The sequence below is a fragment of the Falsiroseomonas sp. CW058 genome, assembly GCF_050563535.1.
Taxonomy (GTDB): domain Bacteria; phylum Pseudomonadota; class Alphaproteobacteria; order Acetobacterales; family Acetobacteraceae; genus Falsiroseomonas.
In genome coordinates this window covers 15,580-32,282 of the sequence record NZ_JBNXUO010000043.1, presented here as the reverse complement: position 1 = coordinate 32,282, position 16,703 = coordinate 15,580, and the positions used below count along the sequence as shown (strand labels likewise).

16 protein-coding genes are annotated in these 16,703 nt (G+C 74.1%); 8 read left to right on the top strand and 8 right to left on the bottom strand.

Features of this window, described 5'->3' with window-relative positions:
• Positions 1–246: 246 nt before the first annotated feature.
• Together ACK8OX_RS23080 and ACK8OX_RS23075 are read right to left on the bottom strand one after the other, a co-directional pair.
• Complete coding sequence (locus tag ACK8OX_RS23080) at positions 247–795, bottom strand: bactofilin family protein (RefSeq protein WP_430666621.1); 549 nt, start codon at positions 793–795, stop codon at positions 247–249.
• Between the two features lie 301 nt (positions 796–1,096).
• Positions 1,097–1,750 carry an EI24 domain-containing protein gene (locus tag ACK8OX_RS23075; protein WP_430666620.1) on the bottom strand — a complete coding sequence of 218 codons (654 nt, stop codon included), beginning with the start codon at positions 1,748–1,750 and terminating at the stop codon, positions 1,097–1,099.
• A 94-nt stretch (positions 1,751–1,844) separates the two neighbouring features.
• On the opposite strand from ACK8OX_RS23075, the gene ACK8OX_RS23070 reads away from it, so the two are divergent.
• Complete coding sequence (locus ACK8OX_RS23070; RefSeq protein ID WP_430666619.1) at positions 1,845–2,822, top strand: adenosine kinase; 978 nt, start codon at positions 1,845–1,847, stop codon at positions 2,820–2,822.
• 177 nt (positions 2,823–2,999) lie between these two features.
• Here the strand turns inward: ACK8OX_RS23070 and ACK8OX_RS23065 are convergent, their stop codons facing one another.
• Positions 3,000–4,118 (bottom strand): OmpA family protein, encoded by a 1,119-nt coding sequence (locus ACK8OX_RS23065; RefSeq protein ID WP_430666618.1) that lies wholly within the window; start codon positions 4,116–4,118, stop codon positions 3,000–3,002.
• A gap of 289 nt (positions 4,119–4,407) precedes the next feature.
• Here ACK8OX_RS23065 and ACK8OX_RS23060 point away from each other — a divergent pair, with 289 nt between their 5' ends.
• The 3 genes from ACK8OX_RS23060 (at position 4,408) to ACK8OX_RS23050 (ending at position 7,513) form a co-directional block, all read left to right on the top strand.
• A complete protein-coding gene (locus tag ACK8OX_RS23060) occupies positions 4,408–5,076 on the top strand; it encodes a hypothetical protein (RefSeq protein WP_430666617.1) in 669 nt (222 codons plus the stop codon).
• Positions 5,077–5,270: 194 nt separating this feature from the next.
• Positions 5,271–7,100 (top strand): translational GTPase TypA, encoded by a 1,830-nt coding sequence (typA, locus tag ACK8OX_RS23055; protein ID WP_430666616.1) that lies wholly within the window; start codon positions 5,271–5,273, stop codon positions 7,098–7,100.
• 209 nt (positions 7,101–7,309) lie between these two features.
• Entirely contained in the window at positions 7,310–7,513 is a 204-nt protein-coding gene (locus ACK8OX_RS23050) for a hypothetical protein (RefSeq protein ID WP_430666615.1), read from the top strand.
• Here ACK8OX_RS23050 and eutC read toward each other — a convergent pair.
• Both eutC and ACK8OX_RS23040 read right to left on the bottom strand, forming a co-directional pair.
• Positions 7,497–8,273: an ethanolamine ammonia-lyase subunit EutC gene (eutC, locus tag ACK8OX_RS23045; protein ID WP_430666614.1), complete on the bottom strand. Its 777-nt coding sequence runs from the start codon at positions 8,271–8,273 to the stop codon at positions 7,497–7,499. The two genes, ACK8OX_RS23050 and eutC, sit on opposite strands and share 17 nt — an antisense overlap.
• On the bottom strand, positions 8,270–9,631 hold the full coding sequence (locus ACK8OX_RS23040) for an ethanolamine ammonia-lyase subunit EutB (protein ID WP_430666613.1): 1,362 nt from the start codon (positions 9,629–9,631) through the stop codon (positions 8,270–8,272). The genes eutC and ACK8OX_RS23040 overlap by 4 nt, the downstream gene beginning before the upstream one ends.
• 171 nt (positions 9,632–9,802) lie before the next feature.
• Between ACK8OX_RS23040 and ACK8OX_RS23035 the strand changes: the two genes are divergently transcribed.
• On the top strand, positions 9,803–10,777 hold the full coding sequence (locus tag ACK8OX_RS23035) for a hydroxyacid dehydrogenase (protein ID WP_430666612.1): 975 nt from the start codon (positions 9,803–9,805) through the stop codon (positions 10,775–10,777).
• A gap of 127 nt (positions 10,778–10,904) precedes the next feature.
• On the opposite strand, the gene ACK8OX_RS23030 is transcribed toward ACK8OX_RS23035, so the two are convergent.
• Positions 10,905–12,128, bottom strand: a complete 1,224-nt coding sequence (locus ACK8OX_RS23030; protein WP_430666611.1) for an NnrS family protein — start codon at positions 12,126–12,128, stop codon at positions 10,905–10,907.
• Between the two features lie 309 nt (positions 12,129–12,437).
• Between ACK8OX_RS23030 and nirK the strand changes: the two genes are divergently transcribed.
• Together nirK and ACK8OX_RS23020 are read left to right on the top strand one after the other, a co-directional pair.
• On the top strand, positions 12,438–13,508 hold the full coding sequence (gene nirK / locus ACK8OX_RS23025) for a copper-containing nitrite reductase (protein WP_430666610.1): 1,071 nt from the start codon (positions 12,438–12,440) through the stop codon (positions 13,506–13,508).
• Between the two features lie 128 nt (positions 13,509–13,636).
• The gene (locus ACK8OX_RS23020) at positions 13,637–13,897 is read left to right on the top strand and encodes a DUF1858 domain-containing protein (protein ID WP_430666609.1); all 261 of its coding nucleotides are present in this window, start codon (positions 13,637–13,639) and stop codon (positions 13,895–13,897) included.
• On the opposite strand, the gene ACK8OX_RS23015 is transcribed toward ACK8OX_RS23020, so the two are convergent.
• Both ACK8OX_RS23015 and ACK8OX_RS23010 read right to left on the bottom strand, forming a co-directional pair.
• Positions 13,846–14,562 (bottom strand): Crp/Fnr family transcriptional regulator, encoded by a 717-nt coding sequence (locus tag ACK8OX_RS23015; RefSeq protein WP_430666608.1) that lies wholly within the window; start codon positions 14,560–14,562, stop codon positions 13,846–13,848. The two genes, ACK8OX_RS23020 and ACK8OX_RS23015, sit on opposite strands and share 52 nt — an antisense overlap.
• 91 nt (positions 14,563–14,653) lie before the next feature.
• Positions 14,654–15,835, bottom strand: a complete 1,182-nt coding sequence (locus ACK8OX_RS23010; RefSeq protein WP_430666607.1) for an enolase C-terminal domain-like protein — start codon at positions 15,833–15,835, stop codon at positions 14,654–14,656.
• Between the two features lie 83 nt (positions 15,836–15,918).
• Between ACK8OX_RS23010 and ACK8OX_RS23005 the strand changes: the two genes are divergently transcribed.
• Positions 15,919–16,695: an enoyl-CoA hydratase gene (locus ACK8OX_RS23005; RefSeq protein ID WP_430666606.1), complete on the top strand. Its 777-nt coding sequence runs from the start codon at positions 15,919–15,921 to the stop codon at positions 16,693–16,695.
• Positions 16,696–16,703 lie beyond the last annotated feature (8 nt).

The window sequence follows — 16,703 nt, the reverse complement described above, 5'->3', positions numbered from 1 at the left end:
GGGGGGGCTCGCTGCCCTCGCCGCCGGCCGCGGCCGGGCGGGGCGCGAGGCCCGCGATGCTCGCCTGATGGGAGGCGAGCGCCTCCTGCAGCACGCCCGCGGGGTCGGCGGCGTCGGGCTGGGCGCAGGCGGCGGGCAGCAACAGCAGCAGGAGCAGAAGGGCGCGCTTCATCACGGCACGCTCCGCGGGGTTCGGGGGGAAGGGACCGCCGCGCCGGTCGGGGGACCGGCGCGGCGGCGGAGGCGTCAGCCCTCGGCGAAGGCGCGGGGCGCGGGGCCGGCGGGAACCTGGGTGTCGCCCAGCATCTCCATGCGGCCGGAGATCTGGCCCCCTTCCTCGACCATCAGGCGGCGGCAGCGCGCCACGCCGATGACCCGGCCGGTGCCGCGGATGACGAGCGCGCCGCGCGCGGTCAGCGTGCCGTCGAAGGTGCCGGCGATCTCGGCGTCCTCGACCTGGACCTCGCCCTTGAAGACGCCGGTCTGGCTGATCGACAGCTCGGTCGCCTGGATCATCTGGCTCTCGACCGTGCCTTCCACCACCAGGCGCTCGGCGTCGCTGACGGTGCCCTGCAGGCTGATGCCCCGCCCGACGACGAGGGTGCGGCGGTCGGGCCCGGTCGGGCGCGGCGCGGGGCCGCCCTGCGGCGACGGCATCGGACCGCCCATCGGGCCACCCAGGCCGCCCATGCCGCCCATCTGTGGCGGGCGCGGGGGGATCGCGGTGCCGGCGGGCGGCGTCGGGCCGGACGGCATGGAGGGAGTCGGTCCGGGCGGCTTGGGCGCGAGGCTCATGGCTTGGGTATCCCTGGTGGAGGAAGGAGGCGGCGGAGCGCCCAGCTCTGGGTCGCGAGCCACGGGAATGGTGGTCGGCTGCGGCGGCGCCGTGCCGGCACCCGCCGGCTTCTCCTCTCGGCGGCGGCCGAAGACGTTCATCCCACTCATCCCCCTGCTTCGGATGACCGGCAGCGGCCGGACCGAGTGCGGCGGGGCGTCCCTGGTCCCGCCGCGCGGCGGGCATCGGCTAACACGCGCGGGGTCGGGGAGACAACCGGCCGATCCGGCCCGCGACACGGGCAGGGACGGGCGCGCGGGGTCACTCCGGCCGGTGCAGCAGATGCGTCATCGCCGCGGTGCCGAGCACGGGAACCAGCAAGTTGAGCGGCGCGACGAGAGCCAGCAGCGCCAGCGCGGCGCCCATGCCCCAGATCTCGCCGCGGCGGCGGCGGCGCAGCGCGGCCGCGGCGTCCCGCCCCATGCGGCGCATCGCCACACCCTCGAACAGTCCCTCCCCCAGCCCGATCGCCGCGACGGCCCAGAGCGCGAGCGCGCCGACGATCGGCAGCAGCAGCGACAGCGGCAGCAGGATGAGCGTGAGGCCCGCCATCTTCAGCGCCAGCGCGCCGCCCGCCCAGGCCTGCACTGCCGCCGGGGCACCGCGGGCGGGCGGCAGGGCGGGGTAGTGGCGGCGCTCCACCGCCTCGGCCACGCCGTCGGTGAACAGGCTCGCCACCGCCAGCAGCAGGGGGACGAAGAACCAGAAGACGGCGAACAGCGCCAGCACGCCGCCCGCCGCCGCGACCACGCCCGCGAACCAGCCGCTGCCGCCCGCCACCTCGCCCAGGCCCCAGCCGACCAGCCCCGCGATGCCGAAGCCGCCCGCCAGCGCCAGCACCGCGCCCAGCAGCAGCGGCCGCCGGAAGGCGGGGTCGAGGAGCTGGCCGGCGGCGAGGAGCAGGGCGCGGAACATGCCGCGGGGACTAGCGGCCCCGGGCCCCTTCCGGCAACGTCCGCCGCCTTCAACTTCCCCCCAAGACATTCCCTTCGCGAGGTCCCGACCGACGATGACCGCCTCCCTCGACCTGCTCGGCATCGGCAATGCCATCGTCGACGTGCTCGCCCGCGCCGACGACGCCTTCCTCTCGGCCCAGGGCATGGCCAAGGGCACCATGGCCCTGATCGACACGGCGGGGGCGGAGCGGATCTACGCCGCGATGGGCCCGGGGATCGAGGGGTCGGGCGGGTCGGCCGCGAACACCTGCGCGGTGGCGGCGGCGCTCGGCGCCCGCGTCGGCTTCCTGGGCAAGGTCGCGGAGGACGAACTCGGCCGCGTCTTCGCCCATGACATCCGCGCGACCGGCGTCCGCTTCCCGACCGCGCCGCTGGCCGGGGGCGCGCCGACCGCGCGCTGCCTCATCCTGGTGACGCCGGACGGCCAGCGCACGATGAACACCTATCTCGGCGCCTGCGTTGCCTTCGGGCCCGACGACGTGGACGAGGCGGAGGTCGCCTCGGCCGGCGTCACCTACCTGGAAGGCTACCTGTTCGACCCGCCGGCGGCGCAGGCGGCCTTCCGCAAGGCGGCGAAGGTGGCGCATGGCGCGGGGCGGAAGGTGTCGCTGACGCTGTCGGACCCCTTCTGCGTCGGCCGCCACCGCGAGGCCTTCCGGGACTTCGTGCGGGCCGAGACGGACATCCTGTTCGCCAACGAGGCGGAGCTGCTGACGCTCTACGGGACGGAGGATTTCGCACAGGCGGTCGCCGCCGTGCGGCAGGAGGTCGGGCTCGCCGCAATCACCCGCAGCGAGAAGGGAAGCCTGGTGGTGGCCGGGACGGACAGCCACGAGGTGAAGGCCGTGTCCACCGAGGTGGTGGACACCACCGGCGCGGGGGATGCCTATGCCGCCGGCTTCCTGGCCGCCCATGCGCGCGGCCTGCCGCTCGCGGAATGCGGCCGCTGGGGTTCGGTCGCGGCGGCGGAGGCGATCAGCCATTTCGGCGCGCGGCCGCAGGCGGACCTGCGGGCGCTGGTCGGGGCCTGACGAAAAGCGGGCCGGCACCTTCCGGTGCCGGCCCGAAGTTCAGGTTTCGAGGAGTACGCTTGTCGCAGTCCGCCAGCCGGCCGCGTACCCGAGTAGCCGGCTGGAAGGCCGTCACGCACCCGATGCCCCCGCCCCGACCCACCCCCGCCGCGGCGGGGGTGGGGGTGGCGGCGGCGGTCAGCGCAGGACGATCTCGACGCGGCGGTTCTGCGGCTCGCGCACGCCGTCGGCGGTGGGCACCAGCGGGCGGCTCTCGCCGAAGGCCTGGATGACCATCTGGCTGCGGGAGACGCCGCGGCGCTCCAGCTCCGACGCGACCGCATCGGCGCGGCGCTGCGACAGGCGCTGGTTGTACTGCGGGTTGCCCGAGCGGTCGGCGTGGCCGGCGACCTCGATCCGCGTGGTCTGCACGCGCGTCGAGGCCTGGGCCGCGTCGGCGATGATCTGGCGCGCCCGGTCGGTCAGGTCCGCCCGGTCGAAGTCGAAGAACACCAGGTAGGTCCGCGCCACCGCCGGGGCCGGGGCCGGGGCGGGCGCGACCGGCGCCACGACCGGCGGCGGCGGCGTCATGCCGAAGGCGTAGCGCAGGCCGACCAGGATGGCGTGGTTGTAGTTCTCGCTGCGGGTGTTGCCGCGGGCGATGGTGAAGGACCCGCCGCCGCTGCTGGTGTCGAGCTTGTGCTCGAGCGTGCCGAGGAAGCGGTACTCGGCCGTGAAGGCCAGCCCCGGGGCATAGGCGGTCAGCGGCACGGAGGCACCGACGATCGCCTGGTAGGCGAAGCGGCCATCCGTCCCGTCGGTCCGCACCGTGCCGCCGAGCACGGATGCGCGCACGTCGTCGAATTCGCGCCACACATAGCCGGCGCCGACGCCGACATACGGCATGAAGGAGAAGCCGCCGAAGTTCAGGCCGAGGTCGAAGTCGTAGAACGCGTTCGCCATCACGCCGTAGCTGCGCGCGGTGCCGGAGGCATTGGTGGTGCCGCCGAAGCCGCTGATGCCGTCCACGTCGTTCTGGCGGTAGTTGCCCTCGATCTCGGCGCGGACGCCGTTGCCGAAGCCGTAGCCGAGGCTGACGACGCCGACCCAGCCGGTCTCGAAGGAAACCTCGCCGCGCGTGCGGCGGCCGGTGGCGGCCAGCTGCTGGCCGAGCTGGCCGGTCGCGCTGAGGTCGGCATCCTGCAGCCAGTTCACGCCGGCGCCGGCGGCGATGTAGACGCCGCTGACCTGCTGCGCCTGCGCGGCGGCCGGCAGCGCCAGGGCGGTGGCCGCCAGCAAGAGGGTCTTCAGCTTCATCGTGTCTCTCCTGATTCGGGTCGCGGCCACGCGGTCCCGGAAGGCGGACCGCATGACGCACCGCTGGGCCGAACGTGGTTCCCGTGATTCGGCGGCATGGATCGCGGCAAATAGGGCGCGCCGTGCTTTCTGTGCCACACCCCGCCCGCCGCGCAGCCTCACGCCTTCGCGGGTTCACGCGGATGGGAAGGCTGCCCGCGCTGGCCGGCCGCCGGGCGGAACCGCCCGCCCGCCCGGCGGGTTGCGGGCAGGCGCGGCCCCCTCTCCCGGCCGCGCGGAGGAATGCCCCATGACCGTCCGCCCCGCCCTTGTCCCCCTGGCCTGCGCCCTGTTGCTGGCCTCGCCCGGCCATTCCCCCGCGCAGGAGGGGACCGGCGCGCGGATCGCGCCCACCCGCCCGGCAGCGCGGGCCGAGCCGCCGGGCGGGGCGCTGGTGGACGGCGTCGGCGACCCGGCGACGCTGCTGCGCCTGGCGGAGCGGACGCTGGCGGCGGGCCGGCTCGGCGAGACGACGGACCTGCTGGAACGGGCCGAGGCACGGCTGCTGACCCGTTCCGAGGTCGCGACCCGCGCCGGGCGGCCGCTGTCGGGCGGGGCGGTCGGCGCCATCGCCGCCGCGCGCGAGGCGCTCGGCCGGCGTGACCAGGCGGCGGCGGAGGCGCGGCTGGCCGACGCACTCTCCCTGCTGGACGACGACCATGCGCCGGCGGCGGAGGCGAAGGCGCCCGAGCCGGTGCCGCCCGCGGCCACCGGCGGGCCCGCGCCGCTGCCCCGGCCTTCGGGCTGGGGCGGGCCCGGCGCCGCGGCCCAGCCGCTGCCCGGCATCGTGCCGCAGGACATCCCCGCCGGCGGCACCGCCAGCCCGCCGGTGGCGATCGCTCCCGACATCGAGGTCCCGCGCCAGCCGCCGCCCCCCGGCGCCATCGCGCCCAGCTCGACCAAGCCGCCCCCGTCTTGACCTTCGGCCGGGCGCGCGGGGCAGCGCATGGCGGGTCTGCGGGGCGGATGCGCGTTCATGCTCGCTTTTTCGCGCCGGCCCCCCTATGTGTGCGCCGCATCAAGCCACAGGCCCGAGTTGCTGCCCGTACGACCGCCCCTGGCGGCCGGTCCGGGTCGCCGGGGGTCGGCCAAACCGGAACCCGGATCGTCACCATGGAAATCCGCAACGTCGCGATCATCGCGCATGTCGACCACGGCAAGACCACGCTGGTGGACAACCTGCTGAAGCAGGCGGGCGCCTTCCGCGCCAACCAGCACGTCGCCGAACGCGCGATGGACCGCAACGACCTCGAGCGCGAGCGCGGCATCACCATCCTCGCCAAGTCCACCGCGGTGGAATGGAAGGGGGTGAAGATCAACATCGTGGACACCCCCGGCCACGCCGATTTCGGCGGCGAGGTGGAGCGCATCCTGTCGATGGTGGACGGCGCGATCGTGCTGTGCGACGCGGCCGAGGGCCCGCTGCCGCAGACCAAGTTCGTGCTGACCAAGGCGCTGGCGCGCGGCCTGAAGCCGATCGTCGTCATCAACAAGGTGGACCGCCAGGACGCCCGCGCGGACGAGGTCCACAACGAGGTGTTCGACCTGTTCGCCGCCCTCGGCGCGACGGACGAGCAGCTGGACTTCCCGACGCTGTTCGCCTCGGGCCGGCAGGGCTGGGCGGACCTGGAGCTGGAGGGCGCGCGCAAGGACCTGGCGCCCATGTTCGACCTGATCCTGAGCCACGTCCCGCCGCCGAAGGTCGAGCTCGACAAGCCCTTCGCGATGAACGCCGCGATCCTGGAGAGCGACAACTTCCTCGGCCGCATCCTGACCGGCCGGGTGGAGCAGGGCATCGGCCGCGTGAACATGCCCGTCCGCGTGCTGCGCCAGGACGGCAGCGTGGTGGAGACGGGGAGGCTGACCAAGCTGATGACCTTCTCCGGCCTCGACCGCGTCCCGGTGGAGGAGGTGCAGGCGGGCGACATCATCGCCATCGCCGGCCTGTCGGACGCCACCATCCCCGACACCATCGCAGCACCCGAGGTGGCCGAGCCCCTGCCCGCCATCCCGGTGGACCCGCCGACTCTCGCCATGACCTTCCGCATCAATGACGGCCCGCTCGGCGGGCGCGAGGGCAAGAAGGTGACGTCGCGGCAGATCCGCGACCGGCTGATGAAGGAGACGGAGGGCAACGTCGCCATCCGGGTGAAGGTGTCCGAGGAAGTGGACGCCTTCGAGGTCGCCGGCCGCGGCGAGCTGCAGCTCGGCGTGCTGATCGAGACGATGCGGCGCGAGGGCTTCGAGCTGACCATCGGCCGCCCGCGCGTGCTGACCCGCGACAACCCGGAGACGGGCGAGCGCGAGGAGCCGTACGAGGAGGCGGTGATCGATGTCGACGAGACCTATTCGGGCGTCGTCGTCGAGAAGATGTCGCAGCGCAAGGGCCAGATGCAGGACATGCGCCCGTCCGGCGGCGGCAAGGTGCGGCTGACCTTCCTGATCCCGTCGCGGGGCCTCATCGGCTACCACGGCGAGTTCATGACGGACACGCGCGGCACCGGCATGATGAACCGCCTGTTCCACGGCTACGCCCCCTGGGCGGGGACGATCGAGGGGCGGCGCAACGGCAGCCTGATCTCCAACTCCGACGGCGAGGCGATCCAGTACGCCCTGTTCTACCTGCAGGAGCGCGGGACGCTGTTCGTCGATCCGGGCGTGAAGGTCTATGTCGGCATGATCCTCGGCGAGCACAGCCGGGACAACGACCTCGACGTGAACCCGATCAAGGAGAAGAAGCTCACCAACATCCGGGCCGCGGGCAAGGACGAGGCGCTGCTGCTCACCCCGCCGCGGCGGATGAGCCTCGAACAGGCGATCGCCTATATCGAGGATGATGAGCTGGTGGAGGTGACGCCCTCCGCGATCCGGCTGCGCAAGCGCTACCTCGACCCGCATGAGCGCAAGAAGCACGCGCGCCGGCAGGAGAGCGAGGCGGCCTGACGCCGGCGGGGGTGACCCCCTCAGCCATGGGTTGCCCACGGGGCGCCCGCCGCGTCCGCGGCGGGCGCCCCGTGTCGTTTCACGCCGCCGCCAGGGGCGACCATCTCCGTTCACAGTCGGTAAAGAAAGTCGTGTTTGCAACCGAAGGTTGGTTTCGATGATGGTTCGGACCGGTTAAGTATTGCCCGCTTCCACGCCATGGGGCGGTCATGTCGCAGACGACGCGCACGAAGTCCGAGTTCCTGGGTCTTCACGACCCCTATGCCGACCTGCCGCAAGGCAACGCCCTGCCCGTGCGGCCGACCGCCGAGCCCCTGATGACGCGGGAGAAGGCCGGCGAACTCCTCCGCGCCACCGCCTCGCTCATCGTCATACTCGTCCTCATGGCGGTGGCCGTCACGGCGTTCTACTGAGCCGCGGCGCGGCTTCCGCGGCCGGCAGGCCCGGTTCCTCGTCCTTCAGCCCCACGCCGGTCAGCCCGGCGCGGCGGGCCGCGTCCAGCAGCCAGGCCAGCTTGCGGGCCGCCTCCGCCACGCCCAGCCCGCCGGGGCGGATGTTGCTGATGCAGTTGCGTTCGGCATCGGCGCGCCCGCGCCGTGGCGCCCAGGTGAGGTAGGCGCCGAGGCTGTCGAGCGCGGTGAGGCCCGGCCGTTCCCCGATCAGCACCGCCACCGCCGCGGCGCCGGCTGCCTCCCCCACCTCGTCGCCCAGCGCCACCCGCGCCTGGCTGGCGATGACCACCGGCCCGACCTGCCAGCCCGACCGGCGCAGCGCCGGCAGCAGCGCCCCCACCAGCGGCGCCGCCTGCGCCTGCACCCCGCTGGCGCAGAGCCCGTCCGCGACCACCAGCACCAGCGCCCCCGGCGAGGCGGCGCCGGCCAGCCTCTCCCGGTCCCCGGGGCGGAGGCGGCGGCCGAGATCGGGGCGCAGCAGGTAGGTCCGCCGGTCCGGCGCCTCGCTCGCCACCCGCAGCGTGGAGAGCCCGAGCGGCGCGAGCGCGGCTTCCAGCGCGGCGGCGTCGAGCGCCGACCACACCGCGTCCCGCGCCCGCGCATGGGCTTCCTGGAAATCGAGATGCGCGGCCGTGGGCAGGCCGTCGCCGGCGCGGCCGAGCGCGACGCGGGCGGCGGTGTGGCGGCGCAGCTCCGCCCAGCGCGGTGCCGGCGCGGTCATGCCAGGACCGCCGCCATCGGCGCCGGCAGCAGGTCCGGCGTGCGCCCCGCCAGGCCCATCGCCTCCAGCCAGGCGGCGAATTCGGGCGCGGGCCGGCGGCCCAGCACCGCCCGCGCATAGAGCCCGTCATGGAAGGAGGTGGACTGGTAGGCCAGCATCGTGTCGTCCGCGCCGGGCACCCCCATCACATAGGTCACGCCCGCGACGCCGAGCAGCGTCAGCAGCGCGTCCATGTCGTCCTGGTCGGCCTCGGCGTGGTTGGTGTAGCAGACATCCACCCCCATCGGCAGGCCGAGCAGCTTGCCGCAGAGGTGGTCCTCCAGCCCCGCGCGGGTGATCTGCTTGCCGTCGTACAGGTATTCCGGCCCGATGAAGCCGACGACGGAGTTCACCAGCAGGGGGGAGAATTCGCGCGCCACGGCATAGGCCCGCGCCTCCAGCGTCTGCTGGTCGCAGCCGTGATGCGCCCCGGCGCTCAGCGCGCTGCCCTGCCCCGTCTCGAAATACATCACGTCGCTGCCGACCGTGCCGCGGCCCAGCGCCAGCGCGGCGTCATGCGCCTCGCGCAGCAGGGACAGCGACACGCCGAAGCCGCGGTTCGCGGCCTCGGTCCCCGCGATGGACTGGAACACAAGGTCCACCGGCGCGCCGCGCGCGATGGCCATCAGCGTGGTCGTGACATGCGCCAGCACGCAGGTCTGCGTCGGAATGGCGAAGCGTTCCCGCAGCGCATCCAGCATCGCCAGCAGCCGGCAGAGGTTGTCGACATTGTCGGTCGCCGGGTTCACCCCGATCACCGCATCCCCCGCGCCGAGCAGCAGCCCGTCCAGCACCTGCGCGGCGACGCCGCGCGGGTCGTCCACCGGGTCGTTCGGCTGCAGCCGGATGGACAGCGTCCCGGGCAGGCCGAGCGTGTTGCGGAACCGCGTGGTGACCCGGCACCTGGCCGCGATCGCCACCAGGTCCTGCAGGCGGCAGATCTTGGACACCGCCGCCGCCATCTCCGGCGTCAGCCCGGGCGCGAGGGCGGCGAGCGCGGCGGCGTCCGCCTCCGCCAGCAGCCAGTCACGGAAGCCGCCGACGGTCAGGTGCGACACGGCGGCGAAGGCCGCGGCGTCGTGGCGGTCCTGGATCAGGCGCGTCACCTCGTCCGCCTCGTAGGGGATCACCGCCTCGTGCAGGAAGTGGCGCAGCGGCAGGTCGGCCAGCGCGCGCTGCGCGGCCACGCGTTCGGCCGCGCTGGCCGCGGCGAGGCCCGCCAGCGCATCGCCCGACCGCGCGGGCGTGGCGCGGGCCAGCAGCGTCCGCAGGTCGTCGAAGGTGAAGCGCGTGCCGCCGACGGAATGCGCGAAGCCCATCTCCATCCCTCCTGCCCCCCGGCCCCAGATGGCGCGGCCCGCGCCGTCTTGCCAGCCCGCCCGCCCGGCCGGAGAGTGCGGGCGCGGGGACGCCCATGGACCGGGACGCACCGGGGCTGCGCCCCGATGCGGCCGCCGCCGCCCCGAACCGTCAATCCTGAAGGCTGCCCGATGCCGCACTGCATCTCCATCCGCCCCATCCATCCGGACGCCATCGCCCTGCTGAACGCGACGCCCGGCGTGACGGCGGAGGTGCTGGACGACATCTCCCCGGCCTCGCTGGCGGCCAACCTGCCGCGGGCCGATGCGCTGATCGTCCGGACCATCCGCATCGACCGCCCCTTCCTGGCGATGTGCCCGAACCTGCGCCTGCTGGCGCGCCACGGCGTCGGCTACGACATGGTGGACGTCCCCGCCCTGACCGAACGCGGCATCCCGCTGACCATCACGCCGGAGGCCAATGCCGTCAGCGTCGCGGAACACGCGCTGATGATGATGCTGGCCTGCGCCCGCCGCCTGCCGGCCTTCAACGACAACATGCGGGTCCCGCGCTGGGGGGCGCTGCCCGGGCTGCCCACCTTCGACCTGGCGGGAAAGACGGTGCTGGTGGTGGGCTTCGGCCGCATCGGCACCCGCGTGGCGAAGCTCTGCGCCGCCTTCGGGATGCGCGTGCTGGTGCGCGACCCGAACATCGGCAAGGGCAGCATCCGCGGGCTCGGCTTCGAGCCGGTGGAGGACGCGGCGGATGCCGCCGGGGCGGCCGACATCGTGACGCTGCACTGCCCGTCGAACGGGCAGACCCGCGGCATGGTGGACGCCGCCTTCCTGGCGCGGATGAAGCCCGGCGCGGTGCTGGTGAACACCGCGCGCGGCACGCTGGTGGACCAGGCGGCGCTGGAGGTCGCGCTGCGCGCCGGGCACCTGGCCGCCGCCGGGCTCGACGTGTTCGAGGAGGAGCCGGTGGAGACGCCGATCCCCCTGCTCGACGCGCCGAACCTCATCATGACGCCGCATGTCGCCGCCAGCACGCAGGAAGGCCTGCGGCGGATGGCGATGGACAGCGCCGCGGCGGTGATCGCCTGCTTCGAGGGGCGGCTCGACCCCGACATCGTGGTCAATGGCGAGGTGCTGGCCCGCCGGAACTGAGGCCGGATGCGGGAAGGCCCGGGCCGGCACGGGCCGGCGGCGCCATCCGCTCCCGTGGATCACTCCGCGGACCCTGTCCGGGCGGCCGATCCACCGCTCCGGCGACCCCGCCTCCACCGGCCGGGCGCTACGCACCCGGCCGGCCGCCCAGCCGCGGGCGCAGCAGGATCGGGAAATGGACGGCCAGGAACAATCCGAAGGCTGTCACCCACAGCGCCGCCGCGACCACCAGCGGCGGGAGGTGCGCGTCGGTGAGGGCAGGCCCGAAGACGCGCGCCAGCGCGGCCAGCGCCAGCAGGACATAGGCGGCCGTCGTCGCCGGCGCGGCCACCAGGTCCCGCCCCGTATGGCCGAGCGTCGCGCGCGTCATCACCGCCAGGATCATCAGCGCCAGCGCGCCCGCGCCCTGCAGGTGGAACCAGTGCGCCGCCCAGGGTGCGCCCGCCAGCAGCCAGGCCGCCTTGGTCGCAAGCGCCAGCGGCACGAAGCCATAGGCCAGGTGAAGCACCCACAGGATGGGCTGGCCCAGCGTGCGCAGCCCGTGCCAGCGCGACAGGCGCAGCGCCACCAGCGCCGCCGCCACCGCCGCCACCAACCCCGCCGCCACGCCGTCCGGCGCCACCTGGTCCACCACCAGCACCGCCAGCAGAGACAGCACCGCCGCGCGGTCCACCCCCGGCAGCGGCCGCGGCTCCGCAGGGCGGCCGGTCTTGCGCAGCGCGTTCAGCGTGAAGGAGGGGATGATGCGCCCGCCGATCAGCCCGACCAGCGCCAGCGCCGCATCGGCCGACAGCAGCTGCCCCGCCCGCCAGGTCGGTGCGTCCCACCAGCCCGCGGCCTCGCCCAGCATCAGCACGTCGCCCGCCCAGAACAGCAGCACCACCGCCGGCGGCCCGAACAGCCGCGCCGACCGCGCGCGGACCAGCGCCGGCAGCACCAGACCGACCAGCGCCGGCAGGAAGGCCAGCGCCACCGCCGCCGCCAGCCCGACGGGCAGGGGCGAGCCCGGCAGCAGCGCCAGCCGCCCGGCCAGGAACAGCCCGACCAGGGCCGCCAGTGGTGCGCCGGCATAGCCGTGCCGCCCGGTCCAGTTCGGCACCGCGGTCAGCAGGAAGCCCGCAAGCGCGGCGGCGACGAAGCCGGCCAGCATCTCATGCCCGTGCCAGCGCTGGATCGGCAGCGGCCCGTCGGCCGGCACCGGCAACCCGGCCAGCGCCGCGACCCAGAGCCCGACCGCGAAGGGCGCGGCGAGCCCGGCAAGCAGGAAAAAGGGCCGGAAGCCGTGGGAGAGGAGCGCGAAGCCGCGGCGCCCACCCGCCACCGCGTCGGACCCGATGGATGCGGCCGACATGCTCAACCCTCCCGCCCGGCAGGGGTCCGGCGCAGGCCCGCCTCCGTCACGCCGGGCCAGGCCCGTTCCATCCCGATCTGCATCGCACGCTTTCCTTCCGCGCCGGGGCGCCACGCTGAACATCCGCCGCGCGGCGGGGGGAAACTAGGTCCGCGCCGCGGCAGCGTCCTTGTCCGTGGACAAGCCCGGGCCGCGGGGGGCAAAGCGACGCCCAACTTGTCGGCCGACAAGGACCGCGGGGCGCCGCGGCGCGAAGGTCCGCCCGCTTTCAACGAGCCTCGCCGACATGGAGCGGCAGACATCATGAACATGCAACGCAGGTTCCTCACCCTCGGCACCGCCAGCGCGCTGGCCGGCACCGGGCTGCTGCGCAGCGCCGCGGCCCACGAATCCCGCGCGCAGCACGCCGCCGCCACCGCCGCCGCGCCCGCCCCCGCCACGGTCGTCGACATCGTCCGCAACCCGTCCGACCTGCCCGGCCCGATCGGCAACCGCGGCCCGCAGCACCTGAAGGTGAACCTCGAGACGACCGAGGTGACCGGCCGGCTCGACGATGGCGCGACCTACACCTACTGGACCTACAACGACCGCGTCCCCGGCCCCTTCGTGCGCGTCCGCGTGGGCGACACGGTCGAGGTGACGATGAAGAACGCGGAAGGCAGCAGCCACCCGCACAACGTGGACTTCCACGCCGTGACCGGCCCTGGCGGCGGCGGCGCGGTGACGGTGGCGGCGCCCGGCGAATCCAAGTCCTTCACCTTCCGCGCCATCAACCCCGGCATCTATGTCTACCACTGCGCCGTGGCGCCGCACGCCCAGCACATCGCGAACGGGATGTACGGCCTGATCCTGGTGGAGCCCGAGGGCGGCCTGCCGCCGGTGGACCGCGAATTCTACGTGATGCAGGGCGAGCTCTACACCGACCAGCCCTTCGGCGCCCGCGGCGAGATCGGCGAGGACTTCGACCGCCTGCTCGACGAGCGGCCGACGCATGTGCTGTTCAACGGCGCGGTGGGCGCGCTGACGGAACGCGCGCCGCTGAAGGCCAAGGTCGGCGAGACGGTGCGGATCTTCTTCGGCGTCGGCGGGCCGAACCTCACCTCCTCCTTCCATGTCATCGGTGAGATCTTCGACCGCGTCTTCAGCCTGGGCGACCTCACCTCGCGCCCGCTGAACAACGTCCAGACCATCACGGTGGCGCCCGGCGGCGCGGCCGCGGTGGACTTCAAGCTCGAAGTGCCGGGCCGCTTCCTCCTCGTCGACCACGCGCTGTCGCGGCTGCAGAAGGGCTGCCTCGGCTTCCTCGACGTCGAGGGGCCGCAGAACCCGGGCGTGTTCAGCGCGCCGCAGCGGCTTGCGATGAACGACACCGGCCACTGACCCTGCGGGCCTGACCGGGCGCCGCCCCAGGCGGGGCGGCGCCCTTTCCATGCGCGCGGCTTGCCGGCCGACAAGGACAGCAGCCGCCGCGCGGGCCAGGATGCGGCGACGTCCGGGGAAACGCCTCCATGCCAGCCAGCGCGATCACCATGGACATGCCGGTGGAGGAGGTGATGCGCCGCTTCCCATCCACCATCGGCGTCTTCCTGCGCCACCGGATGCACTGCATCGGCTGCGCCGTCGGCCCCTTCCACCGCGTCGACGACGCGGCCGCCGAATACGGGCTCGACCCCGTGGCCCTGCTCGCGGAACTGCGGGCGGCGGCGGCGGTGCCGGTTCAACCCTCGGCGATGCGCACCAGCGCGTGCGGGTCGCGCACCAGCACCTGACGCCGCCCGGCCTCGGCCAGGATGCCCTGCGCCTCCCAGGCGCTGAGGATGCGGCTCGCGGTGGGCAGGGTGGTGCCGACCATCTCCGCCAGGTCCTGCCGCGCAAGGGGGAAGTCGATCCGCACCGTCCCGTCCGGCTCCCGCACGCCGGCCTGGCGCATCAGGCGCAGCAGCGTCATCGCCAGACGGCGCTCCACCCGTTCGGTGCCGATCTCGCGCAGCCGCGCATGGACGTCCTGCGTGCGGCCCGACATGGCGCGCATGGCGTTCGCCATGATCGCCGGGTGCCGCTCCACCACGCCCCGCAGCGCGGCGCCTTCCCAGCTCAGCAGGACGGAATCGACCACCGCGACGACGGTGGCCGGATAGGCCTGGCCGGGGCCGAGCAGCGCGAGCACGCCCGCCGGCTCGTTCGGGCCGGCGAAGCGCAGCACGGTCTGCTGGCCCTCCGACGTGGTCTGCAACACCTTCAGCCGCCCGTGCAGGACCAGGTGCAGCGCGGTGGCGGGCGCGCCCTGCTCGAACAGGGTCGCGTCCTTCGCCAGCCGGGTGGTGTGGCCGGCTGCCGCGACGTCGTGCAGCGCGGGGGGGTCGAGCCCGGCGAGCAGCGGCGCGGCGGCCAGCGCCGCCGGGTCCGGTCGGAAGCCCGGGGAGGTGTGCGGCATGGGACAGTCCTGCGCCGGGCGCGGGACGGCCGCAAGTGACCTCCCCGCTGGTTGCGCCGCCGTCGCGCCGCCACCCTCGCCCGGGGCGGCATCAGCCGAGGGTGCGGAGGACCGCCAGCAGTTCGTTCTTCGCCTCGAAGCCGATGCCCGGCACGTCGGGCATCCGCACGCGGCCTTCCACCACCGGCACGTCGTCGGCGAAGCCGCCGAAGGGGGCGAAGACCTCCGGGTAGCTCTCGTTGCCGCCGAGGCCGAGGCCCACCGCGATGTTCAGCGCGAACTGGTGGCCGCCATGGGGGACGCAGCGGCGCGGGCTCCAGCCATGCGCGACCAGCATCTCCAGCGTGCGGAGGTATTCGACCAGGCCGTAGGACAGGGCGGGGTCGAATTGCAGGATGTCGCGGTCCGGCCGCAGCCCGCCATGGCGGATCAGGTTGCGGGCGTCCTGCATGGAGAACAGGTTCTCGCCGGTCGCGATGGGCGGGGCGTACTGCTCGGCCAGCGCCGCATGGGTCGCGTAGTCGAGGGGGTCGAGCGGCTCCTCGTACCAGCGAAGGTTGAGGGGGGCGAGCGCCGCGCCATAGGCCAGCGCGGCATGCAGGCCGAAGCGGCCGTTGACGTCCACCGCAAGGCGCGAGCCGTCGCCGCCCAGCAGCTTCAGCACCGCCTCGATCCGCTGCATGTCCTCCCGCAGGGCATCCCGGATGGGCGTGCCCGGCGCGCCGCCGATCTTCATCTTCACGGTGGAATACCCCATGCCGAGGTAGCGCCGCATCTCCTCGACCAGCGCGTCCACGCCCTTGCCGGGGTGGTAGTAGCCGCCGGCCGCGTAGACCCAGGCGGCCTCGTCCGCCCGGCCCTTGTTGAAGCGGTCGGCCAGCAGGCGCCACAGCGGCACGCCTTCCAGCTTCGCCGCCGCGTCCCACAGCGCCATGTCGAGCACGCCGACCGCCACGCTGCGTTCCCCATGGCCGCCCGGCTTTTCGTTCCGCATCATCGCCGCCCAGGCGCCGGCCGGGTCGAGGCGGCCGTCGGCGGCGGTGACCTGCGCTTCCGTCGCCGCTTCCAGGCGGGGGATGAAGCGTTCCGCGAGCAGCCCCTGCTGCGCGTAGCGGCCGTTGGAATTGAAGCCGTAGCCGGTGGCGCGCCGTCCGCCTTCCCCTTCCACCGTCACCGCGACGATGGAGGCGGTCATCTTCGAGAAGTCGATATAGGCGTTGGCGATGGCGCTGCTGATCGGCGCGATGCCCTGGCGGATGGCGGTGATGCGCATGGCGCGGTGTCCCTGGTCTGGTCGGGCCCTTGCTGCCCCGGCAGGGGGGACGGCACAAGGGGGCGCCAGAAGGAGACGCCGAGATGTCCGACATCCTGCACGAACGCCGCGGCCGCGTGGCCTGGACGGTGCTGAACCGCCCGCAGGCTCGCAACGCCATGACCTTCGCGATGTACGAGGGCCTGTTCGAGGAGGCCGCCCGCGTCGCGGCGGATGACGCGGTGCGCGCCTGGGTCATCACCGGCGCGGGGGGCAAGGCCTTCGCGGCGGGCACCGACATCTCCCAGTTCACCGAATTCCGCACCGGGCAGGACGCGCTCGACTACGAGCAGCGGATCGACCGCGTGCTGTCGGCGATCGAGGACTGCCCGAAGCCGGTCATCGCCGCGGTCGCGGGGGCCTGCACCGGCGGCGGGCTCGGCATCGCCGGGGTGTGCGACCTCCGCATCGCGGCGGCCAATGCCCGCTTCGGCGTGCCCGTCGCGCGCACGCTGGGCAACACGCTGTCCACCATGAACATCTCCCGCTTCGCCGCGCTGATCGGGCCGGCGCGGCTGAAGGAACTGGTCTTCACCGCGAAGCTCGCCGATGCCGCGGCCGCCCTGTCCATGGGGCTCGTGTCGGAAGTGCTCGACACGCCGGAGGCGCTGGAGGCGCGCGCGATGGAACTGGCGGAGACGGTGGCCGGCATGGCGCCGCTGACGCTGACCGCCACCAAGGTCGCGCTGAAGCGGCTGCGGCTGGCGGGCGGCACCATCCAGGGCGACGACCTGGTGACCATGTGCTTCGGCAGCCAGGACTTCCAGGAAGGCGTGCGCGCCTTCCTGGCCAAGCGCCCGCCCAACTGGACGGGGCGCTGACGGGGCGG